Source organism: Eisenbergiella sp. OF01-20, assembly GCF_003478085.1.
Classification (GTDB): Bacteria; Bacillota; Clostridia; order Lachnospirales; family Lachnospiraceae; genus Eisenbergiella.
Genome location: NZ_QUES01000007.1, coordinates 97,433 through 121,734 on the forward strand (window position 1 = coordinate 97,433; position 24,302 = coordinate 121,734).

At 49.8% G+C, this 24,302-nt stretch carries 14 protein-coding genes; 5 read left to right on the top strand and 9 right to left on the bottom strand.

What is annotated here, in order from left to right:
- Positions 1-168 precede the first annotated feature (168 nt).
- Both DXA36_RS11210 and DXA36_RS11215 read right to left on the bottom strand, forming a co-directional pair.
- On the bottom strand, positions 169-1,542 hold the full coding sequence (locus DXA36_RS11210) for an MATE family efflux transporter (RefSeq protein WP_118679151.1): 1,374 nt from the start codon (positions 1,540-1,542) through the stop codon (positions 169-171).
- 124 nt (positions 1,543-1,666) lie between these two features.
- Positions 1,667-2,194: a dihydrofolate reductase family protein gene (locus DXA36_RS11215; protein ID WP_118679153.1), complete on the bottom strand. Its 528-nt coding sequence runs from the start codon at positions 2,192-2,194 to the stop codon at positions 1,667-1,669.
- Between the two features lie 215 nt (positions 2,195-2,409).
- On the opposite strand from DXA36_RS11215, the gene DXA36_RS11220 reads away from it, so the two are divergent.
- Both DXA36_RS11220 and DXA36_RS11225 read left to right on the top strand, forming a co-directional pair.
- Positions 2,410-3,684: a Y-family DNA polymerase gene (locus tag DXA36_RS11220; protein WP_118679316.1), complete on the top strand. Its 1,275-nt coding sequence runs from the start codon at positions 2,410-2,412 to the stop codon at positions 3,682-3,684.
- Complete coding sequence (locus tag DXA36_RS11225) at positions 3,662-3,982, top strand: YolD-like family protein (RefSeq protein ID WP_243114623.1); 321 nt, start codon at positions 3,662-3,664, stop codon at positions 3,980-3,982. Before DXA36_RS11220 ends, DXA36_RS11225 begins: the two co-directional genes overlap by 23 nt.
- A gap of 117 nt (positions 3,983-4,099) precedes the next feature.
- On the opposite strand, the gene DXA36_RS11230 is transcribed toward DXA36_RS11225, so the two are convergent.
- Entirely contained in the window at positions 4,100-4,621 is a 522-nt protein-coding gene (locus DXA36_RS11230) for a helix-turn-helix domain-containing protein (protein WP_118679157.1), read from the bottom strand.
- Positions 4,622-4,749: 128 nt separating this feature from the next.
- Positions 4,750-6,312 carry a tetratricopeptide repeat-containing diguanylate cyclase gene (locus tag DXA36_RS11235; RefSeq protein ID WP_118679159.1) on the bottom strand — a complete coding sequence of 521 codons (1,563 nt, stop codon included), beginning with the start codon at positions 6,310-6,312 and terminating at the stop codon, positions 4,750-4,752.
- Positions 6,313-6,552: 240 nt separating this feature from the next.
- On the opposite strand from DXA36_RS11235, the gene DXA36_RS11240 reads away from it, so the two are divergent.
- The 3 genes from DXA36_RS11240 (at position 6,553) to DXA36_RS11250 (ending at position 13,649) form a co-directional block, all read left to right on the top strand.
- Positions 6,553-8,268 (top strand): ABC transporter ATP-binding protein, encoded by a 1,716-nt coding sequence (locus DXA36_RS11240; protein WP_182479015.1) that lies wholly within the window; start codon positions 6,553-6,555, stop codon positions 8,266-8,268.
- Positions 8,261-10,057, top strand: coding sequence for an ABC transporter ATP-binding protein (locus DXA36_RS11245; RefSeq protein WP_118679161.1), 1,797 nt, complete (start codon positions 8,261-8,263; stop codon positions 10,055-10,057). The genes DXA36_RS11240 and DXA36_RS11245 overlap by 8 nt, the downstream gene beginning before the upstream one ends.
- 193 nt (positions 10,058-10,250) lie before the next feature.
- The gene (locus DXA36_RS11250) at positions 10,251-13,649 is read left to right on the top strand and encodes a diguanylate cyclase domain-containing protein (RefSeq protein WP_182479016.1); all 3,399 of its coding nucleotides are present in this window, start codon (positions 10,251-10,253) and stop codon (positions 13,647-13,649) included.
- On the opposite strand, the gene DXA36_RS11255 is transcribed toward DXA36_RS11250, so the two are convergent.
- The 5 genes from DXA36_RS11255 to DXA36_RS11275 all read right to left on the bottom strand — a co-directional run bounded on the left by DXA36_RS11255 (position 13,631) and on the right by DXA36_RS11275 (position 24,225).
- Positions 13,631-16,147 carry a hybrid sensor histidine kinase/response regulator gene (locus DXA36_RS11255; RefSeq protein WP_147366577.1) on the bottom strand — a complete coding sequence of 839 codons (2,517 nt, stop codon included), beginning with the start codon at positions 16,145-16,147 and terminating at the stop codon, positions 13,631-13,633. The genes DXA36_RS11250 and DXA36_RS11255 overlap by 19 nt on opposite strands.
- Before the next feature lie 20 nt (positions 16,148-16,167).
- A complete protein-coding gene (locus DXA36_RS11260) occupies positions 16,168-17,481 on the bottom strand; it encodes an ABC transporter substrate-binding protein (protein WP_118679167.1) in 1,314 nt (437 codons plus the stop codon).
- Positions 17,482-17,695: 214 nt separating this feature from the next.
- Positions 17,696-20,401 carry an alpha-L-rhamnosidase gene (locus DXA36_RS11265; protein WP_118679169.1) on the bottom strand — a complete coding sequence of 902 codons (2,706 nt, stop codon included), beginning with the start codon at positions 20,399-20,401 and terminating at the stop codon, positions 17,696-17,698.
- Between the two features lie 24 nt (positions 20,402-20,425).
- A complete protein-coding gene (locus tag DXA36_RS11270; protein ID WP_182479017.1) occupies positions 20,426-22,729 on the bottom strand; it encodes a helix-turn-helix domain-containing protein in 2,304 nt (767 codons plus the stop codon).
- Positions 22,730-22,803: 74 nt separating this feature from the next.
- On the bottom strand, positions 22,804-24,225 hold the full coding sequence (locus tag DXA36_RS11275; protein ID WP_147366578.1) for a hypothetical protein: 1,422 nt from the start codon (positions 24,223-24,225) through the stop codon (positions 22,804-22,806).
- Positions 24,226-24,302 lie beyond the last annotated feature (77 nt).

Here is a 24,302-nt window from a genome sequence, read left to right on the forward strand (position 1 = left end):
TACGTATTCTCCGGGAAATCCGGCAAGTGAAGGTTTGACATTTCTGCTTACAGCAGTTAAAATTTAGACTAATTATGTATTACAGTCAATTGTTTGGAAGATGCGGGGGAGAAATAGAAAAACATTGGAAGGCCCGCTGCCCGCGGGAAAAAGACGGTATGTTTTCCCTTACTGCCCCTGCACCGTTTTCTCCCCTGCGGCAAGCTCTATTATCTTTTTCCACCGCTTGGAGAAAAAATAACTGAGCATACACAGCATACCGAAGGCAAAGCTTATCGGCAGGCAGGCCATGACATAGCCGCCGTCGATAAAATAAGCAATCAGATAACCCACCGGAATACGGACGGCCCAGAGCATCAAAAGATTGACAATCGTAGGGAACCGCACCTCTCCCATTCCGTTGACAAATGAAATAATACCGTTAAAAACAGCAAATGTCCACGTAAAGGGCAGCACAATGCGGATATAACGCACCGCAATTTCCAGCACCTCAGGATCCCTGGTAAACAGACTTAACAGAGGCCTGCAGAAAATCGTCACCAGCAGTCCGGCAATACAGGTAATCAGCCCGGAGAACAGCGGGATCTGCAGCCCTCCTTTTTTCAGATATGTATAGTTCTCAGCCCCCAGATTCTGGCCGGAAAAGGTGGTGGCAGCCGAGGACAGGGAGGTTATTGCCACGTTGGCGATTCCGGTAACCTTGCCGCTCACCGCACAGGCAGCTATGAACACGGATCCCTGCATATTGATCAGAGACTGCATCAGGATATGTCCCACGGAATAGATCGAGCCGTTCAGTCCCAGGGGAAGTCCTATTTTTACAATAGCCGAAAGCATCACCTTATTCAGACGGCGCGGGAGCAGGGTAAAACCAAGCTCCGGATATTGTCTGCAGATGTAGGCTACGCTGAACAGCCAGGAGCAATACATAGCCAGCATCGTAGCCAGGGCCGCCCCTGCCACATCCATGCCGAGCACCGCAACAAACAGCAGATCCAAAGCGATATTCACAAAACAGGAAACAAGCAGAAACAGCAGGGACGCTTTGCTGTCTCCCATCCCCCGCAGAATGCCCGCATTCATATTATATCCCATGTTTCCCAGGGTCCCGATGAAAATGATACGGATGTAATCATTGGCAAGCTTCCAGGTATCCGCCGGAACCTGCATGAATTTAAGCACCAGAGGCCCTGCAAACTGTCCGAGGACGGCCAGCGGAATGGCACATATGTATAAAAAGGATATGGCGGTGGCAACAATCTCTCTCTGGCTTTTCCGGTCACCTCTGCCGGAAAACTGAGACACCAGTATAGACACACCGGTTCCCAGCCCCAGGAATATACACAGCAGCATCTCCACCGGCTGGCTGCTGGTACCGACCGCAGCCAGGGATACGGAACCGCAGTAATTACCGATTACCAGCGTATCAACCGTACCATAAAGCTGCTGCAGTACATTCCCCGCACAGATGGGCAGAGCGAATACCAGCACCTTTTTCATGATGGAACCTTGCGTCATATCAATTTTTTTTGCGGCTTTCATACAGCCTTATCCCCCTGGAACAGCTTGTTTTATTTTTTGTAACACATAATTTAGATTATTATAGCACAGACCTCCGGCTTATGATATCCTTTTTCGCAGTACTTCACTTTTCCGTTACATTCGTTTAACGGCTGTAAATTATTTCCACCATGCCGTTATAGCTTTTGGACGAAACCAGTTCCAGTTTTTCTTCTCTTCCGCTACCGTCAAACAGCGGAATCCCTTTTCCCAGGAGGCGGGGAATCACCGTGATATGGTAGATATCGATGCACTGGTGTTCCATACACTGCTTCACTACATCCGCGCCCCCGCAGATCCAGATATCCTTCCCGTCTGCGGCGGTCAGTTCACCGAGCAGCGAATCTATCTTCTCATTCACAAACCGGATGCCTTTCCGCCCAGGCTCCGGGCTGTGCGTCAGGACACAGACTTCCTTCCCTTCATAAGGCCATTTCCCGGGGGACAGTTCCGTAACTATCTGACGGTAGGTCCGATGCCCCATGAGAATGGTATCCACTGATTCCAGAAATGCCAAATAACCGTCGTCCTCACTGATGTCCGGGTTTACTTCTGTCAGCCAGTCAACACTGCCGTCTTTTTTGGCTATATAACCATCCAGGCTTATTGCTATATACAAAATCACTTTTCTCACAATTGTATAATCCTTTCCTGATCTTTATATCATTCATCCTTTCCTGATTTTCATATTTCCATGCATAAATAGCAGATAACAGGAAACCTTGATAAAAGCAGGACAATGGCAAAAAAGGGATGCCATGACAGATGGTTCTTTCTTTTTCTTTTATTTACCCAGAACACTTGTTCTGTTATAATAAGAAGAACAGAATGCGGATCAGGAGGTGCCGGATGCCGGAAAAAATATATTTATGTATTGATTTAAAGTCCTTTTATGCGTCTGTGGAATGTGTGGCCCGGGGACTGGATCCCCTTACCACCAATCTCGTCGTGGCGGACCCGGAACGGGAAAGCGGGACGATCTGCCTTGCGGTCTCCCCGTCCATGAAAAGCCTCGGCGTCAGGAACCGGTGCCGGGTGTTTCAAATACCGGCAGGAATAACATATATTATGGCACCGCCCAGGATGAAAAAATACATCGAATGCTCGGCGGATATTTATGCCATCTATCTGAAATATATTTCCAAAGAGGATATTCATGTCTATTCCATTGATGAAGCATTTCTGGATGTGACAGACTATCTGCCTCTGTACCATATGACAGCCAAACAGCTGGGCCAGCGTATAATGGATGATATCCGGAACGCTATCGGCATTCCTGCGGCCTGCGGCATCGGTACAAATCTGTATCTGGCTAAGATAGCGCTGGATATTACGGCAAAACACAGCCCGGATTTCATCGGTTATCTGGATGAAGCACTGTATCGCAGTACTTTGTGGAACCACCGGCCAATTACGGACTTCTGGCGTATCGGCCCCGGGCTTTCCAGCCGGCTTTCTTCCATGGGGATCACCTCTATGGGGGAAATCGCCCATATGAGGGAGGATCTCCTTTATAAGGCCTTCGGGGTGGATGCCGAATATCTGATCGACCATGCCTGGGGACGGGAACCCACCACTATTGCAGAAATCAAAGCCTATAAGTCCAAAACCAACTCCCTTTCCACCGGCCAGGTGCTCTTTCGGGGCTACAGCTATGAAGAAGGGCTGCTCATCGTAAAAGAAATGGCAGACTTATTATGCCTTGATCTGGTGGACAAAGGACTGGTTACCGACTCTATCTCCCTGTATATCGGTTATTATAAAAATACCGCCAAATCCTCTAACGGCACCAGCCGAATGTCGGTCACCACCAATTCCGTCCGCATCATAACCGGATATTTTACACAGCTTTATGAGCGGATTGTTCATAAAGAGGCCCTGGTGCACAGAATAAATATCACCTTTAACAATGTGCTTGACGAGGCCTATGAACAATACGACCTGTTTACGGAACCGGCAGAGCTGGAGCGCGACCGAAAAATCCAGCTGGCAGTATTGGATATCAAGAAAAAGTTCGGCAATAATGCCGTATTTAAAGGAATGAATCTGGAAAAAGGCGCTACCACCCTGGAGCGCAACCAGCAGATAGGAGGACATAAAAGTGGCGAATCAACAGAAAGCTGACCGCGCGAAGCTCTTTCTTCCCTTTGACGCCTTAAAAGGGTTCCGGGAAGCCCTCGCAGAAAAAGAACGGATCGTGGTACCGAAAACCGAATTATCCGAGGACAGGAAAGAGGAGCTGGATCGCCTCCTGCATCAGATAAAACCGGGGGATATCATTACCGTCGTCTATTTTCATAACGAAGAATATGTGCAGCTGACCGGAATGCTTTCCAGGATCAGCCTTTCCGGCCGCACGTTGTCCATCGTCCAGACCCGGATTTCCTTTGCTGATATCTACAGCATAGAAGAACCGTTTTAAAATCTTTCGCGGCGCACCGTTCCGGGTTTGGCACAGAATATCCAGGTAAGGAATTCATGGAAACCGTGTACGCCTGTGAAGATAAGGTGTAAAAAGAAGGGTTAGAAGGGCTGAACATCAGCTTCTGTCCACTCCTCTTCCGAGCAATTTCATTTTAAATGCATGGATATTCTCCGCATACCTGCTGGTCATAATAACACCAACGAGGATCACTCCAAAAGATATTCCAAGTGACATCCCATGCAAAAAATCAAATAAAGCCGTAGGCTCTTCTTTTTCAGCAAATAACATAATGAAATAAATTACAAACGATATACAGCCGGTGATAAAAAGCCAATGTATTCTCCTTGTGATTTTTTTCTTTTCTTCCTTACTATAGTCCGCAACTTTAAGTACTGTTTCTTTTAATTCTTTATTCATTTGACCGCTTTTCCTTTCTCCGTCCAACAAGTCTCTGAGTTCTACATCATAGTAATCAGACAGTTCAATGAGAATATCCAAATCTGGCATATTACTGCCGGTTTCCCACCTGGAGACCGTCCTTCTTGAAACGCCCATTCGTTCGGCAAGCTGCTCCTGCGTGATATTCTTTTCCTTGCGAAGCTTCTTTAAGAAGCATCCAACTTTCTGCTGATCCATCTCTTACTCCTCCTTTCTGTCAGAGCATACCCTTATATCAGCCAAAAATACAGGACATAAAGCGGGCAAATCTGCTGTTTACCGAATGAGACATAACCTGTCTCTATGCATAAAACAGGAAATATCCTTCAGTGGCCCCGTTTCTTTTTCACCTCATACAGGCAGGAATCTGCCTCGTTCAAAAGCTGTTCCATATTTCTTTCCGCTTTCTCCGTATAAGCGTACCCATAGGAAACAGACAGTTTGCCGCTTGTTTTGGAACCGGTATGCGGAATTTCCAGTTCCTGTATTTCCCTTTCAATCCGTTCCAGGACTTCCCTGATTCTTTCTTCGTTCTGATCGAGGAAGAGGATAGTAAATTCATCACCGCCATACCGATAGACACGTATCTTCTCAGAGGAAACCGTATGGAGTATCTTACCGATCGCCATAAGAGCCATATCCCCTTTCTGATGGCCGTAGGTATCGTTATATTCTTTAAAATAGTCGATATCCAGCATGGCAACACCCACATTTTCAGCCGGTTTCCGCCTATTATCTGCAATGGCACTGTTCAGGCTGCGGCGGTTCATAATTCCGCAGAGATCATCCGTATTCATCAGCTGCTCCAAATGCTCATTTTCTTTTTTCAGATCTCCCTGCTGTTCCGCTGCGTTATGAAGCTCCAGCTTGGCCAGCAGTCCGGCGCTGTAATGTTCCTGTTCCATATCTTCAATGGCCGTCATGATCCTGTAATATTCCTGCAGGGCTTCCAGCTGCCGGTCCCTGGTTTCAAAGGCTTCACAATATCCCACGATCAGCTTCTGCAGCTCTTTCCTGGTTTTGATTTCATTTTTCTGATTTATATCCGACAGCAGCTGCAATACCTGATAGGAATACGCCTGATCCCGGATGGCAAGCAGCATCTCGCATATCGTCGTGAAAATCTGATGAACCAGCAGTTTATTTTGAACCATCTTCTGTAATGCAAGCATCTGTTCCAACGTCTGATAAAAAGCGGCATACTCTTTCGACAGGTGCTGCTTCATCGCCGTACAATAAAGATGCAGAATTTTCAATATATGTTTTTCATCGCCATCCTCATGACATATCACCTGAAAATGAGTCAGAATATTCCCAATTTCTTCAGATTGCTGTAATTTATACGCACAGCGGCATAAATTTGTTAAGGAAACCGCTTTGGAGTATTTCATTTTGGGATCGGTATCGGACAGGATTTCACAGCTCTTTTTATAATAGGAAACCGCTTCTTTGTAATTATGTTTTATATCAAAGCAGGTGGCAATGTTGTTGTAGGCGCTTGCCATTTGGACAGGCTCCTGCTGTTTTTCGGAGATATCGAGAGACTTCAGAAAGTAGTCAAGGGCATTCACTTCATCGGAGATCGCATTGCAAAACATCCCGTAAAAGTTATAAATCCTGGTCAGCAGCTCCTCATAATGCCCCGCTTCGCTCAATTCTTTTGCCAGGTTCAGATAAGGTATACATCTGCTGTTTTCTCTTTCAGCAAGGAAGCAATCGCTTAAGTAGGTATAGGAAAAAGCCAGCGCGTAGTGATCATTTTTCAGCTTGGCTTTTTCCGACAGCGTAAAGCACAGTTCTCTTTCCTGTACCAGATCGATTAAACGCACCTTCCGTATCTCTTCTTCTATTCTATCAATACTCCAACTGTCGTATCTCTTATCCGCCATTCTTTCAACCTCAACTTCAGTTTGAATTCCGATCCTAATCTGTACTGATCCAAGTATAATCTAACACAGGCATTTTTACAAATCTATTCTTTTTCCGACTCGTAATAGGATATCTGCACGTCAGGTAAAATTCCGTTCAAAATTCCCCCTTCTTGACATCTGAAACCAATGGTATTTTAATAGAATATAGTAAAGATGCGTAATCCCAAAGCAAGGATGCGGCATCAGAAAGGCATTCTTATGAAATTCATCCTCTCTTACATCCGGCGCCACATCGGCATGTTTGCCACAGCGCTGTTCTTTTTGAGTCTGGAAACGCTGGCTGACCTGATGCAGCCCACCTTCATGTCCTACATTGTGGACAATGGGGTAAAGGGCCGGGACGTCGGCAAAATACTGATGTACGGCGCCGTCATGTTGGGAATTGCAGCGCTGGGGGCGCTGGGAGCCGTAATGCGTAATATTTACGCAAGCCGTACCTCCCAGCAAATCAGCCGGGAAATGCGCGGCGATATTTACCGGAAGGTGCAGACGCTTTCCTTTGAAAACATAGACCGGCTGCAGCCCTCTTCCCTTATCACACGGATCACCAATGATGTAACCCAGATTCAGAATTTTATCAACGGCAGCATGCGTATCATGATGAAAGCGCCTGTTACCTGTCTGGGAGCAATCCTTCTAATCATCCTGCAGACACCAAAGCAGATCCCCATGATGATTTTTATTTTGTTCCTATCCTTTCTTCTCATAACGGCAAACATGGCGCTGGGTTATCCCCGGTTCGGAAGGCTGCAGCAGAAGCTGGACCGCCTGAATGAGGTGAGCCGGGAATTCCTTTCCTCCATCCGGGTAGTAAAGGCTTTCTGTGCCCAGGAGCAGGAAGGGGAGAAATTCCGGGCTGCGGCGGAGGAATTTGCCGGGGCCGGCATCTGTGCCATGCGGGTTTCTGCTGTCTTTTCCCCGCTGATCAATCTCACCGTCAATGCCGGAATCGTCGTGCTCCTGTGGCTCTCCGGCCATCAGGACAGCGGGCAGATCGGCCGTCTGATGGCATCGGTAAACTATATGACCCAGGTTCTTTTTTCGCTGGGTATGGTTTCCAACATACTCAATACCGCGGTAAGGGCCGTGGCTTCCGCAGGGCGTGTGGAAGAAATCCTGAAGGAGGAGCCTGCCCAGAAAAAGGCGGCGGATCCCATAGCGCTTCCCGGCAACGGTTCGGTTTCCTTCCGGGACGTCTCCTTTTCTTACGCCGGAACTCCGGAACCTGCACTGGAGCATGTGACATTTACGGCAGAGCCGGGAGAAACCATTGGCATAATAGGGCCTACAGGTTCCGGGAAATCCACCCTGGTAAATCTGGTGCCCCGCTTTTATGATGTAACGGAAGGTATACTTTTGGTAGACGGGATCGATGTAACCCGGCTGGATCCGGAAATGCTCCGGGCCGGGATTGCCGTTGTTCCCCAGAAGGCGCTGCTGTTTTCCGGTACCATCGCGGAGAATCTGCGTTGGGGAAAGGCGGATGCCACACAGGAAGAGCTGCGCCAGGCCGCCGGAACCGCCTGTGCGGATACTTTTATCCAAAGTTTCCCGGACGGCTATGAAACCTTCCTGGGGCAGGGAGGGGTGAATCTGTCCGGCGGGCAGAAGCAGCGGCTTTCCCTGGCACGGGCGCTGCTGAAAAATCCCCATATTCTCATTCTGGATGATTGTACCAGCGCTTTGGATGCCACAACGGAAGCGGCTGTATTGGGAATGCTCCGGGAACAGTGCGCCCAAATGACGGTTCTCTTAATCAGCCAGCGCATTTCCACCGTCATGCGGACCGACCGGATTCTCTGCCTGCAAGACGGACGGGTGATGGGCTTCGGGACGCACAAAGAACTTTTGGAAAACTGTCCGGTCTACCAGTCCATATACGCATCACAGATAGGAGGTGGACAGCATGAATAAGGATATGACCCCGCCCCCTTCCGCCTTCGGAAAGGGACAGCGCGGAAAGCCGGTGGTAAAGCCAAAGGATATGAAAGGGACCCTGCGCAGGCTCTGGGAGCTCACAAGCGGGCAGCGCGGCGGGCTGGCCTGGCTGCTGCTATTGTCTGCCGCAGCCAGCGCCTCCGCCATCCTGTCCCCGCTGTTAATAGGCAATACCGTTACTGCCATCGATACCGGCAATCCGGCTGTGCAGCTTCTTCTGTTTCTGGCCGCCTTATATCTCACGGACTGGCTGGTGCGGTTTCTGCAGCAGTTTTTCATGGCATCCATCGGGCAGCGTATCATCCTGCATATCCGCAGCACGCTGTTTGATAAAATGAAAGCGCTGCCCCTGGCCTTTTTTGACAGCCGGCAGCACGGGGAATTAATGAGCCGCCTCACCAACGACGTGGATAATATCAGCACCACCATTTCCGACTCCCTGACACAGCTCATGACTTATGCGTTCACCATTCTGGGTGTGCTGTGTATCATGGTTTATTTAAGCCCCGGCCTGACCTGCCTCGCCTTTTTATCCGTATGGCTGATCTTTCTGCTGACACGTACCATCACAAAACACACCAGAAAGCTGTTCGCCTCCCAGCAGCAGCTGTTGGGACGGCTTAACGGCCAGGTGGAGGAAAGCATTTCCGGTCTGAATATGATAAAGGCCTTCGGACGGGAGCCGGAAATGATAAGACAGTTTGAGGAAAACAATGAAAAGCTGTGCCAGGTAGCCACAAAAGCGCAGATCTGGTCCGGTTTTCTCATGCCGCTCACCAATGTGATCAACAACCTCAATTTTGTTATTATCGCTGTGATCAGCGGTATCCTGGCGGCAACCGGTCGGATAAGCGTCGGGCTTATCTCCAGTTTTCTGCTGTATTCCAGGCAGTTTTCCAGACCCTTTGTGGATATTGCCAATATCTATAATAACTTCCAGACCGCTGTAGCCGGTGCGGAACGTATTTTTGAAATCCTGGAAGAGGAGCCGGAGCCTGCCGATAAAGAGGAGCCTCTCCCCCTCTCCCATCCCCGGGGTGAAGTGGAATTTTCCCATGTAACCTTTGGCTATCGTCCGCAGGATCCTGTTTTAAAGGATGTGAGCTTCCATGTGCCTGCCGGCACCCGGGTGGCAGTGGCAGGCTCCACAGGCGCCGGGAAAACCACATTAATCAACCTTCTGACCCGTTTTTATGATATAAATTCGGGCAGTATCCTGCTGGACGGGCAGGATCTGCGCAGCTACAGGCTGCAGGATCTTCGGGAAACCTTCGGCGTGGTTCTCCAGGATACGGCGTTGTTCTGCATGAGTGTACGGGACAATATAAGCTATGGGAAACAAGAGGTACCGCTTAAGAGCATACGGGCCGCCGCTGAAATGGCAGGCGCGGATTCCTTTATCCGCAGGCTTCCCCAGGGCTATGATACGCTGCTCACCCAGGGCGGTTCCGGCCTGAGCCAGGGGGAAAGGCAGCTTCTGACAATCGCCAGGGCGGTTCTCCAGGATGCCCCCATCCTGATTCTGGATGAAGCCACCAGTTCTGTGGATACTGTAACGGAACAGCGGATACGCAAGGCCATGCTCACCATCACGGAAGGCCGGACCTCCTTCATCATCGCCCACCGGCTTTCCACAATCAGGGACTCGGATCTGATCCTGTTGATGGAGGATGGGCGGATCGCCGAACGGGGAACCCATGAGGAGCTGATGGCATTAGACGGAAGATATGCACGGATGTACCGGACGCAAATGGGGGAAGAATAACCCGCTGCATTACACGCTGTTCTCTCCGATCCCGCAGCATAGCCTCCTGCCGCAACGCATCTATCCTGAAAAAATGCCTGATTTGGCTTATGCAAACCATAGTTAATGCCGATATTCAGTATATTCGGATCTTTTGGCTGTCTATGTTTTCCGAATCAGACGGATGATTGATACTTATAGGAGGAATGTCGTTATGGCACTAGAGTTAAAGCACCTACAGTCCCATGTTTTCCACGCGCTGGAACAAAACAGCAACAGTTATGTGTTTCTCTGCGATACCGCTGCCGGCCAATACCGCTTTTCCCGCAACGGCATGGAACATTTCGGTCTGCCCGGTGAAACCTTTGTGATGGAGGATCTGTGGGCCAGACTCCTTCACACCGGGGACTATGCCGCTTTTTCCTCTAAGTATCTGGAGCTTGCCGCCGGAAAACAGGATCGGATAAGCGGGGATTACCGTTTCAGGGAAAATTCGGGTGTCTATTTCCTGTGCCGGTTCGAAGCCTGGGCGGACACGGATCCGGAAAGGAAGCCTGCCAGACTTATTTCCGGCCTTATCAGCTTTCTGAAAAGGAATGAAACCACCGATCCGGTAACGGGTCTGCCCGGCAACAATGATTTCCGCAGCGCCCTCAAAGATATAGCCGGGAAAAACGAGCCGTGCGCTGTTCTCATGATAGGGATTGACGAATTCAAGAACATCAATGATTTTTACTCCTATTCCTTCGGCGATAAGGTTCTGGCGTATTATGCGGACTTTATTTTATCCAGCCTGCCCCGCTGTGCCATGATGTTCCGTCTGGACGGAGACGGCTTCGGAATTCTTTTTTCAGGTATGGAGCCGGAGAGCGTACAGGACTGGTTCAGCCGGCTGCAGCACCGGATAAGGCGTCCTGTCCAAATCGATGAAATCCGCGTTTCCATCTCGATTTCCGCAGGTCTCTGCCTCTATCCGGAGGATGGGCGGGAGCATGAAATCCTGTACCGCAACTCCCGTGTGGCCCTTTACGCCGCCAAACAGAACGGAAAGGATCAGCTTGCCCGTTATACGGGGAAACTGGTGGATGAGGATCATGCCCGTATGCTTTTGCGGACTAATCTGCGCCAGTCCGTCATCACAGGCTTCCGGGGTTTCTCCCTGCACTACCAGCCTATTGTCCACGCGGACTGCGGCCGGATCAGCGGTGCGGAGGCCCTGCTGCGCTGGGACGATCCTGCTTTTCCGCCCTGCGAAGGCCCCTGCCGTTTTATTCCCGTTCTGGAAGAGAGCGGGCTGATACTCGAGGTGGGACGCTGGGTCCTTGAACAGGCAGTGCAGCAATGCGCCCGCTGGATTTCCTTCATGCCTGATTTCCAGATGAATATTAATGTGGCAAGTGTCCAGTTTGAAGAACCGGGCTTTAAATTCTTTGTTATAGATACACTGGCCAAATATGGGCTTAATCCCTGTAATATCACCCTGGAGCTTACCGAAAGCGGCAAAATCAAAAAAACACAGCTCGTGCGAAGTACCTTTGATTTTCTGCGAAGCCAGGGCGTCAATATCGCCCTGGATGATTTCGGGACCGGTTATGCCTCTTTGGATGTGTTCCGGGTGCTCAGTGCCGATGAGCTTAAAATCGACCGTTCCTTCCTTGACCGCATCACTTATGACGTCATTGATCAGAAGCTGATATCCGTTCTGGTGGATCTGTGCCACAGCATCTGTATGAAGGTCTGTGTGGAAGGTATCGAGAGCCAGGAACTGGAATCCGTTGTCCGTCAGCTGGGCCCGGATCTGCTTCAGGGGTATTACTATAACCGGCCTCTGACCGCAGATGCCTTTGCCGCGGCATATTTTGACGGCACCTCCCCTTCTTCGGAAGCAGACGGACAGGTTCCTTCCGAATATACCCAGAGCATGGTATACTCCGCCTTCCGCCCGGCACAGCCGCTGAGTATCGACGCACTGGTTGACAACGCCCATGCCGGGGTTTTTCAGGTCGGCATGGACAACGAATTCACTTTCCTGACCTGTAATGAAGGCTACCGCCGAATGCTGGGCTATACGGCCGCTGAAATGGAGCATAATTTCAAAAACCACGCGCTGGGTTTTGTCCATCCCGATGACATGCGGTATGTAAACGAGGAAATCCGCCGGCAGCTCGGACAGGGGGACACGATAACCATTGAATTCCGCGTCGTGCGCAAGGACGGCTCTCCTATCTGGATTCTGGGCACCGGCAACGTGGTAAGAGGACGGCACGGTGCCTCAAGCCTTGTGGTGGTAATCGTTAATAACGACCGGCTGAAAAAGAAAGAACTGGCCCTGGCCGAAGAACATGCTTTGTATAAAAAACTCCTGGATCATCTTCCGGTGGGAATCAAATGTGTACGCTTTGACCCGGATTTTACCATCGATTACATATCCCCGGGATTTCTGGAGCTTCTGGGCTACAGCCGTGAAGATATCAGCCGGCTGTTTGATGATAAATACATTAATCTCATATATGAGGAGGATCGTAAAGTAGTCAGCAACGATATCCTGGAACAGCTGAAGCTGAGCGATGTAGTCCATATGCGCTACCGCAGTCTGTGCAGAGACGGACGCCTGCTTTGGGTGGAAACCATATCCCGTCTCTGTGCCCCTGATGCCGACGGCATCCAGCGGGCTTGCTCCGGCGTAATACAGATAACGGATATTGACGGGGAGCTTGGGCAGAACAGCCGCGGATTGAATATTGTAAACCGATACCAGATGGTTACCGCACAATGGGGGGAATATTTATTTGAAATAGATTTTCCCAGCCGGATGGTTATGTTTTCGGAAAATTTCGGAGAACAGTTTGAAGCGGCTAATGAACTATCCCTGGATGAGGTATTCCGTTTCGTCCATACGGACGAGCTTGCCTCTTTCCGGGAGGCAGTGGAAGAAGCCCGGGGAGGGAAACGGCCCCGGCCTGTGGAAATGCGTTTCCGCCAGCCTGACGGCAGCTACCGCTGGTATTCAGCGGCTTTCAGCCTGCCGGAAAAATTCCGTGACACGCCGATAACGGTCATCGGGCGGATTACCGACATTGATACGCAGCGCAGGGAACGGATCCGTCTCCTGGAGCAGTCCCAGCATGACAGCACCACCGGCCTGCTCAATAAGGGAACTACCGAGGAACGCATCCGTTCAATCCTGTCACACGCCTCTATGAAAAAAGACCATTACGCCCTTCTTATGATGGATATCGATAATTTTAAAAGCATCAACGATACTTACGGGCACTTTAACGGTGATGAGATCCTGCGCGTCATAGCCGCCCGTCTCCGCTGCCTGTTCGGAAATACCGATATCGTGGGACGTGTGGGCGGTGATGAATTTATGGCTTTCCTTCCCTTTTCCGGTGACACGCAGCTGCTGGAGGAAAAGGCGCAGACTATACTGGAGGTTCTGCATGAAGCGATTGCCGTGGACGGAGGAATCTGCCATCCATGTATCAGTATAGGACTCTCCTGTTATCCCGGGGACGGCACTCATTTTTATGATCTGTTCCGCCGCGCCGACAGCGCTCTGTACAGAGTCAAGGAGCGGGGAAAGGATGGATTCTATATATCCGCACAGTAACCGTCCTCCGGCGGCTGCTTTGGGCCGAGATATTTTCTGATTTCCTTCATCCAGTTCTCCACATCAATTGGTTTGGTCAGATAGCCGTCCATTCCTGCCTTCCCGGCGGCGGCCATGTCCTCCGGGAACGCGTTGGCACTGATAGCCAGAATAGGTAAGCGGGAATCCGTCCGGTTCATTTTCCGTATCCGGCGCGTGGCCTCATAACCGTCCATATGCGGCATCTGGATATCCATTAGGATCATATCAAACCGGCCTTCCGGCGAAGAACCGAACAGCTCCACCCCCTCTTGTCCGTCCCTCGCGCTGCACACACAGGCTCCTGTTTCCGCAAGGGTCAGCTGGGCGATTTCCCGATTAATTTCGTTGTCCTCCACCACCAGGATAGTCTTACCCGCAAAATCATCCCGGCGTACGCCGTCTCCTTCCTGCATACGGTCCCCTTCCTGCGTTTCACTGCCGGCAAGCCCCAGCAGACAGGAGGCAAGCGCGGCGGAAAACACGGGCTTCTGCAGAAAGCCCCTGACTCCGGCGGCCTCCGCCAGGGAACGGATATCCTCCCACCCATACGCATACAGGATGAGAGGTTTTCCGCCCGCCCCGGCGATGGCTGCTGTCTCTCCGGCCTCATACACACCCTGATCCAGCAGCACCGCCTGATAGCCTTCCCCCGCTGCACCGGCCTGTTCCAACAGCGCAGCGGCTCCGGGACCTCCGTCAGCCAGATCGGCAGCCGCTCCCATTTCCCCCAGCATCCGCACAAGTTCCCTTCCCTGCTTTTCATCCCCATCCACGACCAACACACGCCATCCGGGCAGAACCGGCTTCTCCGGGGCTTCCGGATCCGGTTCCAGGGAAAGGGTCACGGTAAAAACAGTCCCTTTTCCTTCCTGGCTGTCCACATGGATTTCTCCTCCCATTTCATCCACAATCCGTTTGGTGATTGCCATCCCCAGGCCGCTTCCTTCGATCGTATCCACTTTACTGTCCTGTTCCCGGGAAAACGCATCAAAAATATGCTTCAGGAACTCAGGCTTCATACCGATTCCGTTATCGGAAAAAGTGAAGGACAGCCTGGCGGTCCCTTCTTTCTGCGGCGGCAGTTCCTCCGCCTCCGCCGTGATCTCTCCGCCCTCCGGTGTGAATTTTGCCCCATTGGTCAGGATATTGACAAAGATCTGGCTTAACCGGAGACTGTCACCCAGAAAATATTCATGATCCAATTTATGGATACGGACGGCAAACCGGTGATGTTTTTCCTGCATATAGGGATATACAAGCGTGACGGTGTTTTCCATCACTTCCGCCAGCGACATGGGCCTGCGGGAAAGGGTAAGCCTTCCGCTTTCTATTTTAGACATATCCAGCACATCACTGATCAGCCCCAGAAGATGTCTGCCCGATGAGATAATCTTACGGCAGCAATCCTGCACGGCCGCCGGATCCCCGGCATGGCTCCCCGCAATTCCTGCCATTCCGATAATCGCATTCATGGGGGTGCGCATATCATGGCTCATATTGGCAAGGAAAGCGGATTTGGCCTTATTGGCCCTGCGTCTGCTTTCCAGACGCAGATACAGAATACAGATAGAAGAAAGAAGGACGAGAAACACAAGAAGAGCCGCTGCACAAAGGATAACCATATTCCGTGACAGCACCGCCGTCCGTTCCGTAACCACGTCCCGGGGAACCGTACTGACCACCGTCCAGTTATTCAGTCCCAGCGGGCAGTAATAGGCGTATTTCTCCACTCCCAGCTCAGAATAGGAAACCATCCCTTCTGTCTGCCTGTCGATATCGGCACGCAGCCCCTCCAGGGTAAAACCCTGGTCGAATTCCACATTCTGCATATACTGGTAGAAATTGTTGAAGTTCATGCTTTTGGCATGAAGCACCAAAGCTCCTTCTTTATCAATAATGTAGGAATACCCCTCACCCCCGAAGCTGTCCGCCTGGAGGTTCTTTCCCAGCTCCACTGTACTCAGCATCGCCACAAGCGCCTGCCCGGACCCGTCCGGCACAGGAACGGCCAGCAGAATTCCTCCCACCGCCCTGTCATTAAAAATCTGACGGGTGATGTCACTGATATATATCCGGTTATCCATAGCCGCCTGAAAATATACTTCCCCGGAAATATCCTTAGGCTCCGGGAAAGCCGTGGTAAAAAGGAGGCCGTCTGCCCCCGCAATCCCGATATACTCAAAATCCAGTTCCCGGGCCATTTCCTCCAGATAAGCCGTCTGTTCCTCCCTGTCAGGAAACAGCCCCACCGAGGAAGCAATAATGATCAGCTCCTTCTTCTGTTCTTCCACCATGCTGGTCATAAAGTTCACTATATGACCGGAAGCGTCGGAAAGGCGCGATTGGTTTTCCTCCAGAAGAGTGCTCTCAAACTGAAGGATATACAGATACAGAAGCACGCCGAACAAGAGGACCGAACCGATGAAAACAGCGGCGGCCCTGCACATCTCTTTTTGGTTTTGCATGATCTTTTTCATACCTGCCAGCTCCCGTTCTCTCACTTCACGCCCATAGTATCCGCCCGTTCCCTGCGCAGCCTGTCCATATCCGTCAGGCACTGCTGTACGGTATAGTCCCCGCCGGCCTGCATATAATCCAGAATGCAGGAGGCATCTGACTGGGAAAATCCCCGGATCCGCAGCCAGGCCACGGAGTCATGGTATACTTCTTCTATCCATCCGGCATTTTCCGCATACTGCGGCGTGGAAATGCTGGCCTGCTGCCCTTTGAAAACCGGTGCTGTATAAATCCCCTCAAACGCCGCATTGTAATTATAGGGATCCGCCATAAAGGTAACCAAATCCAGCGCCGCATCCACCTGCTCCCCATTCCGGTTCACCAGAAGCAGCGCCAGATTAGGCCCCTCAAAAGTCCCCTTTTCCGGAAGCCCCACAAATGCAGGCATCAGCCCGAACCGGGACGCATCGCCTTCAAAATCCGTATAGAGCCAGGTATCCCAGCAAAGCATCATGGCATATTCCCCGCTGTCCATAGCGGAATTCATCCCGTTCCAGTCATTCTGCATATAGTCACTGCCCAGATACCCGTTTTCCGCCATGGTGCGGTACCATTCCACGATAACCTCCATCTGAGGCAGATCACGGTAACCGATCCGGCCTCCGTTCAGCTCCTGAAGCACCTGCGCATCCTCCACCAGGCAATCCAGCGGGAACTGGTAAAGAAGCATGGTATCCTCCGCACAAGGCAGATACAGCGGCGTAACCTTGTTTTCCAGAAGTATCCTGCAGGCTTCCATAAATTCCTCCTGCGTCCGTGGCGGATCTATATGGAGTTTTTCAAAGATTTCCTTATTGTAAATAGTGCCTGAAACAGAGGCCTCCCAGTGGGGCAGCCCCATCACCTTGCCGTTATAAATTGTCTGGTTGATGGATGTGTCGGTAAGATCATCCACCCAGGCCGCATCGCTGAAATCATAAAAACTTTCATCGGGAGAAAAGACTTCCATATTAACGCCGCCAAAGCTCAGGAGAAGATCCGGCGCCCCTTCCCCGCTTTTCAGGGCCTGCGCGCCTTTTTCCTCCAGCTCTCCCGGCTCCATGGCTACCACCTGGACCCGGTTGCCTGTCAGCTCCTCATATCTTTGGAACGCCCGTTTCATGTAAATACGGTTCAAATCCGTCTCCCGCCCCCAAACCGTCAGCGTGCGGCCGGATACGGTTCCCCATTCATACTGCGGCCCGGCAGCGGCCGCGGCCGTTCCTGAGACATCGCCGCCCTTTTGGGTACATCCGCCCAGCAGGAAGGAACAGAAACATAACAGGAGGATACCCGGTAACCTTATTTTATTCATATTCCCACTCCTTGGAACTGATATTTGTTATCATTATAACACTCGATTCCAACTTTATCATCCCAAAGCGTTATTATTTTCGTAAGAACGGCCCGGGCAAATCCGACCGTTACTTTCCTTTCTGTTTCAGGCAGGAAAATACCGCCCCGCCGCATTGGAAACACAACAGAGGCGGCAAATTCCTTTGACGGAGCCGTCGAATCACTATTTGTTTTTACAGGATCACCGCCTGTATCCGGGCATCCAGCTCCTTTTGAAATTCCTCCGGATACCCCAGATTCGTCAATGTCTCCCGAAGCGGATAATCATTCGTGTAGCCCGCGAGATTATCCAAATCGGCTAAGTATTCCCGTAAGATATCCCGTATCCGGGGAACCGCCGCCAACAGCTTTAATTCGTCCTCCAAAGAATAATTGGTATACAAGCATTCGCTTGTTTCGTAAGTATATTCATACACACCCGCTTCCGCTTCAAACGTTTCTCTCTCCGATGCCGGCAATGTCACATACGCCCTGCATCCGTCCGGAACGGAAAACTTTATCGTCACCTTATTTTTGTCCACGATTTTCCATTGGATTTCATAACTGCCTGCCGGGGACATGAATACAGCGTTAAGGTACTGTAAGTTCCAATTGACATGCGGCTTTATCCTCACTTCTTTAAAACCCGGACCAGTTTCCATGGGGGAAATTCCGGCCACATCACTCCAAAGCCAGCTTGCGATTGCGCCGTAGGAATAGTGATTTAAACTGTTCATCCCCACCGAGGAGATATGTCCTGACTCATCCAGGGAATTCCAACGTTCCCAGATCGTGGTGGCTCCCCGGTTTATCTCATATAACCAACCGGGATATTCCTCCGATAACAATAAGCGGAAAGCTTCCTTTTCCATCTTTTCCGCCGTCAGGACCCTGCATAAAATAGGAGTCCCCACAAACCCGGTTGTGAGTTTATTCCCCTTGTTTTCCAACAGCGTTTTTAACATGTCTCTTGCCCTTTTGGGATCCGATAATCCTTCCTCCAAAGTGAGCAGTGCTGCCGTCTGTGTTGGAATGGCACATCTTCCCGTTTTGGTAAAATATTCCTCCCGTATTCCCTCTAAAACAGCATCAGCCAATTTTTCAAAATACGCCGCTTCTTCCGGCTTATTCAGGATCCTTGCCGTTTTTGCTGCGATAATTGCACTTTTCCTATAATAGACATCTGCAATAAATCCTTCATCCGTACCGCCTTTGGTCTGCGCTTCCCCCTCATACGGAGAATCCAGTGCAAGCCAGTCCCCATAATGAAAGCAGGTTCTCCAGCCATGATTGTTACCATCCGTTTTAGTAACATACGCCAGCCAGGAAACCATACTTTCATAATACTCCTTTAATATGGACGTATCCCCGCTGAAAACATAAAGGTTCCAGGGAATCAGGCAAACAGCATCCCCCCATACGGAAGTACATTGATTCATACCGAAGGAGGGTACGACCACCGGAACCGCCCCATCCCGCATTTTCTGCTCTTTTGCCATATCATATAAATATTTCCGATAGAATGCAAAGGGATCCGACAGATAGCAGGCCGTTTCACTGAAAATCTGCGCATCTCCGGTCCATCCCATCCGTTCATCCCGCTGGGGGCAGTCCGTGGGAATATCTACAAAATTACTTTTCATTCCCCAACGGACATTGGAAAGCAGCCGGTTTACTTTTTCATTTCCTGTTTCAAGCGTTCCTCTCATGGGGATGTCTGAATAAACTGCAATGCCCGTAAAATCGTCGGCACAGGGATTTTCTATTCCTTCTACCTTAACATAGCGATAGCCATAGTACGTAAAATGTGGTTTTATCCACTCCTCTCTGCCGCTTGCCGTGTACCAATACTCTGCTTTTGCATTGCGCAGGTTCCCGCGGTAAAAGCAGCCATCCTGCAATACTTCCCCAAATTGAAGATGTATTTTCGTTCCTCTTTTTTCGGTCACATGCAGTTCAAAAATACCCGCCAGATTTTGCCCGATATCGAAAACACGTTCTCCTTTTGGCGTCATGATCAGCTTCGGCCGGAATCTTTCATGCTCCATAACAGCCGGTCCCAGGCAATCCACCAGCTCCACCCCATCTATAGCGGCCTTTACGGCACTTTCCGGCACCGTATCTTCCAGCGTGTCATCCACAATCTCCCCATCATAAATACCGGAAAATAAAATATTGCTTCGATCCACAATCCAGGAATCATCCGTACAGATGCATTCTTCTGTTCCATCCTCATAAATAAGATATATCTGTGCAAGAAGCAGATACGGCCTTGGCTTTTTAGCGGCATCATAATGAAAGCCATATCTTCCCCGATACCAGCCGTCACCGAGCAGGATTCCTATTTCATTCTCTTCCTCTAAAGCATAGGTAATGTCATAGGTTCTTGTCTGCAGGTACTGATCATACAAAAAGCAGCCGGGCGCCAGATAATCCTTACCGATTTTCTGTCCATTTACAGATACTTCATAAAGGCCCAATCCGCATATGTATAATCTTCCGGACACCACTTTTTTCTTTTTTGCTTTAAAATGCTTCTTAAATATGGGAAGTCTGTCCCCATCCTTTTTACAGGTGATCCAATCTGCGGTCCATGCCTCCTGGCATTTGCCCGTTTCAAAAAAATGCCCGCCGCTGTGTACCACGTTACCACTCTCATCTTTTGCACTGACGATCCAGCGGTATTTTGTCCTGGCTTCCAGTTTTATTTCCACTTCAGCCGCAAGCGGATTCAGCTGTGCCCATTGTGTATCCGCTATTTTTTCCTCTCCCTGAAATACCTCAATCCGGTATTCATCGCTGTGTTTTCCCTGTATGATCCACGAAAACATAACCGGATTCCCCAGGTAACATCCCAGCGGATCCTTATAATGATTTACTCTGCAATGAAAAATTTTCATGATTTATCCCTCTTTTCCACGATCTCACAACCGGTCATTCCCGCCCGCCGGTGTTTCTTCCCGTGCCTCCGTCATACCCGACACTGCATGGTAATCCCGGAACCGGGAAGGGGTCACCCCGTAGAATTTTTTATATGCCGTTGTAAAATATGTGCTGTTATTATATCCCACCGCATCTGCAATCTGTGCAATATCTTTATCAGGCTCCGACAAAAGCAGATCCCTGGCCTTTTCCATCCGGACCTTCAAAATATAATCCAGCGTCCGGGAACCGGTGAATTCCGTGAACAGCTTTCCAAAATATGCGGCGCTGATATTCAGCTTGTCTGCAAGCAGATTCACGTTCAGGTTGCTGTCGTCATAATTGTTCCGGATATAATCAACGGCTTCCTCCATCATAGCCGCTGTGGAATGGTTGCTGATTTTGCTGATTTGTATGGCGGCTTCATCATACAGAGATTCCAGCCATAAGAGCAGTTCTTCCTTGCCGGTAAGGGAGGCGATCCGATCCTTGAGGGAAAGCTTTCCCTCTTCCCCCGGATCCGTATTTCTTGCCATTTTCCCCGCCTTCAGAATAGCCCCCGCCACGGCCTCCAGCCGGACGGCAAACTGTCCGTAAGGCATCTTCCCACACGCGTTAAGCATTTGTACGACGGCTTCCATATACCCCGCTTTATCCCTGCGCTTCAGACAGTTGATAATCGCTTCGGTTCCTGCTTCCGGAACAGGTTCCGTACAGCCGTCCAGGATAACCGTTTCCTCGCAGCCAAGCAGCTGCCTTGTCTTGAGACAGTCATTCATCAGCACAAACCAGCGGACGCATTCACTTCCGCCGTCCCGCAGGCAGGGGGATATCATGGCGGAGGCCCTTACCTGGGACAGTCTTTGCACGGAATTTTTCGCTTTTTCCACTGCATCCAGCATCCACTGCTCCTGCTGCTCCTCTTCCGTTTCCCTGGATACCATAAACAGCATCCTTCTAAGCCCCACCTCGAAATATGTGCCGTGTCCGTACTGCTCCAGGGCAGAGGAGAACACGCCGCTCACCATACTCCTGAGCATATCGTATTCCTGCATGCTCAGACTGTCCGCCCGCTCCTTATTTTCCACAAAAACGACAATCATATAGTAGGGATTGCTGCCTGAAATAATCCCCTTCTGCTGCATCAGAAGCTGGATCTCCTTTCTCTGGTTGCCCAGAAGGAGGTTTTTGACTATGAAGTCATTTTCTTTTTTTTCATTCAGGGTTTCGATATGCGTGGAGATCCCCTGGTAAAAATGTTCCAGGAAGGCGACCTCGTCACTCTCCGGCTCCATCTCTTCCGCAATCTGCGACTGCTTCAGGTTGCCGACCATGGTGGTAAAAGGGCGGAAAATCCTGCGGGAAACAATCAGCATCATGACTATTATCGCTGCGGCCGCAGTGATAATCACGGCAAATACAATGTAGAAAACATAGTTAATATTAACAATCTGTGTCACATAATCCGTCTGGGCCACAATATAAAAACCATCCTGTCTTGTGCGGAAGGAGAGGTATTCCCAGCGTTTTCCGTCCTCCTTCATTTCGAACTGGTTTTCATCCGCCAGCACGCGCTGCACCCACTCCTTGCCGGACCAGTCCTCACCCAGGTGCTCCAAATTGCTGTTGGCTACTACCATTCCGGTTTTGTCCAATATAATCATACGGAACTGCTCTTCCTTTTGGTTAGAAAACAGATTCTTATTCATCTGCCTCAAATCAATATTTATCACCGCCATCCCATAAAAATTACTATCATTCATAGCGGTTTCCGCCATGGGTATTGTAAGAAGCGGAATCACTTCCTGATTGGAGCGACGGCTTTTTACATTCCATATGAATGCCTGGTTTCTTCCGTTTTTTTCAGACATTTTTTCTATAAGGATGCGATCCAGATTCTCCGGATAGGAAACGCTGGAACCTACATTCAATGCCATTTGCCTTTGATAATTGATAAAACAGGCCGACTGGAGATAGGCATTGCTGTTAAGCATACTCAACATTTTATTGATAAAAGATATATGGTTGGTAAATTCCGTATCTTCCTCCAGACGCAGGCTGACGCCGTCGGAAGACGCATACCATTCCGTAATCATATTTTTTGCGTCGGTAATACTACGGCTGAATACCGCATCCGTATTTCCCATGGCAGCACGGGTAAGCTCATAATATCCTTTTACCATCTGGGAACGGAACCAGGCAAACAGAATAGCTGCCACAATGATCAATACCGTAAGTGATACGGAAAGCATTCCCAATAAAGTTTTTGAAAATAAAGATTTCGTCTTTGCCCGGAGCCATTTCATACTCACTTCCCCCTCTAAATAATCTTTCATTATTGTAACAGAATGCTTTCCGTCTGTAAAACACAGCCCTCCGTTTAATGCTTCAGACAGATAGTCAGTTCATAAGGTGCCTGCCCGCTGCGTACCTGCGCAGCAAATCTCGCCGGCCTTCTCTTCTGTCCAATAACGAGATCCATAGACAATACTATTTTATCTCCGCAATTTTTAGGAAGAGGCAGTTCTACCAATGCCATTCTGCCTCCAAGTATACCTGGTTCTACTGACACAGAAGTAAATTCCCCCTTACTTTCAGCCTTAAAAATAACAGTGCCGGGGGGATTGGCAACACCATCATTTACCATTCCCAATACAAGGCTTTGGCTTCCGTCCTCCTGTAGTACCTTCCAACAGATAGATGGGCGCAGCCGATAGCCAATCCGGTTCTTAAACGCATCAAACAACTGAGGTACCATATGGTCTGCATGAAGAGTATCGAGAGGATTGAACCCTACAATTCCATAAGCCGCCCCATAATCGCACATTCGATCAGGCATTTCCAAATAACTGTAACGAAAAGCAGGATCTTCGTTATCCTCCATGGAAATACCCGGCATAACCGTTTCAAAAATCATAGCTGCATCCGATCGCTTCATCAAACCATACTGCGCGTGATCCGCCTGGAACCAGTGATGATAACTGTCTCTCCTGACCCAGCATCCCTCCTGAATGGCCTGCTGCGCCGCCCGGTACTCACTGAGTACCAGATTAAGCACCATTGGAGTGGCAGGAAATGCATTCTGATGACTGTGAATCAGATTTTCCACTATTTCCTCCGTTCTTTCTCTGGAATCCAGTTCCAAATCCACAACAGGCCCGTTTGGTTTAACATGACATCCATGATGGCCCTCTCCCCACAGGCCGAAACCGGAAACATCCGCATATTCCAGTTCCGTTGTCTTATCGTATTTTTCTCCCAGTAAAACAAGCATCTCTTCCCAGTATTTCAAATATTCTTTCGTATAAAGAGGAAGCTTTTTAGGTGACGGCCCATAAAAATCGCCGTCATAATACGGATACATAGGCAGCTTATCCGCCAGGAATTCCGGTATAAGATGCTCGGCAGGATTACTCGGAGAAGCCTGCATAATACGAAATCCCCAACTGATTCCTGCTTTCTGTGCCGCCTCTACAGCCATCTCAAATTCGGGGATAAGCTCCAGCCTTCCCTTCTCCTTCTGTACATCGTTCCAACCCACACGAATATATATATTATCAATATAGGGTAATGCCGTTACCTCATCCAACATCTTTTCAGTAAGGGAAAACGGCTTTTTCCTATCACCTACTGCTCTTTCCTGCGGTGTATATCCGGTTGTCATATGGTCACTAACTGCCATAGTTATGATACCCATTCCCGGATTATGTATATGTCCTTTATATGGCATAAAATAAGCCACCTGTTCCGATTTACGGCCCGAAAACGGGTTATTAAAATTATTATCCGTTACCTGATTCATGTTTTCCCTTTCCATTCCTTAAGAGTACGTATCCTTTGATTTTATAGCTAAAAAGGCGCCCGCAGTATACGGGCGCC

Bases quoted from the DNA above. Each gene is read 5' to 3' on its own strand.
- DXA36_RS11210 (WP_118679151.1), bottom strand. From the start codon at position 1,542: ATGAAAGCCGCAAAAAAAATTGATATGACGCAAGGTTCCATCATGAAA.
- DXA36_RS11220 (WP_118679316.1), top strand. From the start codon at position 2,410: ATGCCGGAAAAAATATATTTATGTATTGATTTAAAGTCCTTTTATGCG.
- DXA36_RS11230 (WP_118679157.1), bottom strand. From the start codon at position 4,621: ATGGATCAGCAGAAAGTTGGATGCTTCTTAAAGAAGCTTCGCAAGGAA.
- DXA36_RS11235 (WP_118679159.1), bottom strand. From the start codon at position 6,312: ATGGCGGATAAGAGATACGACAGTTGGAGTATTGATAGAATAGAAGAA.
- DXA36_RS11240 (WP_182479015.1), top strand. From the start codon at position 6,553: ATGAAATTCATCCTCTCTTACATCCGGCGCCACATCGGCATGTTTGCC.
- DXA36_RS11245 (WP_118679161.1), top strand. From the start codon at position 8,261: ATGAATAAGGATATGACCCCGCCCCCTTCCGCCTTCGGAAAGGGACAG.
- DXA36_RS11250 (WP_182479016.1), top strand. From the start codon at position 10,251: ATGGCACTAGAGTTAAAGCACCTACAGTCCCATGTTTTCCACGCGCTG.
- DXA36_RS11255 (WP_147366577.1), bottom strand. From the start codon at position 16,147: ATGAAAAAGATCATGCAAAACCAAAAAGAGATGTGCAGGGCCGCCGCT.
- DXA36_RS11260 (WP_118679167.1), bottom strand. From the start codon at position 17,481: ATGAATAAAATAAGGTTACCGGGTATCCTCCTGTTATGTTTCTGTTCC.
- DXA36_RS11265 (WP_118679169.1), bottom strand. From the start codon at position 20,401: ATGAAAATTTTTCATTGCAGAGTAAATCATTATAAGGATCCGCTGGGA.
- DXA36_RS11270 (WP_182479017.1), bottom strand. From the start codon at position 22,729: ATGAAATGGCTCCGGGCAAAGACGAAATCTTTATTTTCAAAAACTTTA.
- DXA36_RS11275 (WP_147366578.1), bottom strand. From the start codon at position 24,225: ATGAATCAGGTAACGGATAATAATTTTAATAACCCGTTTTCGGGCCGT.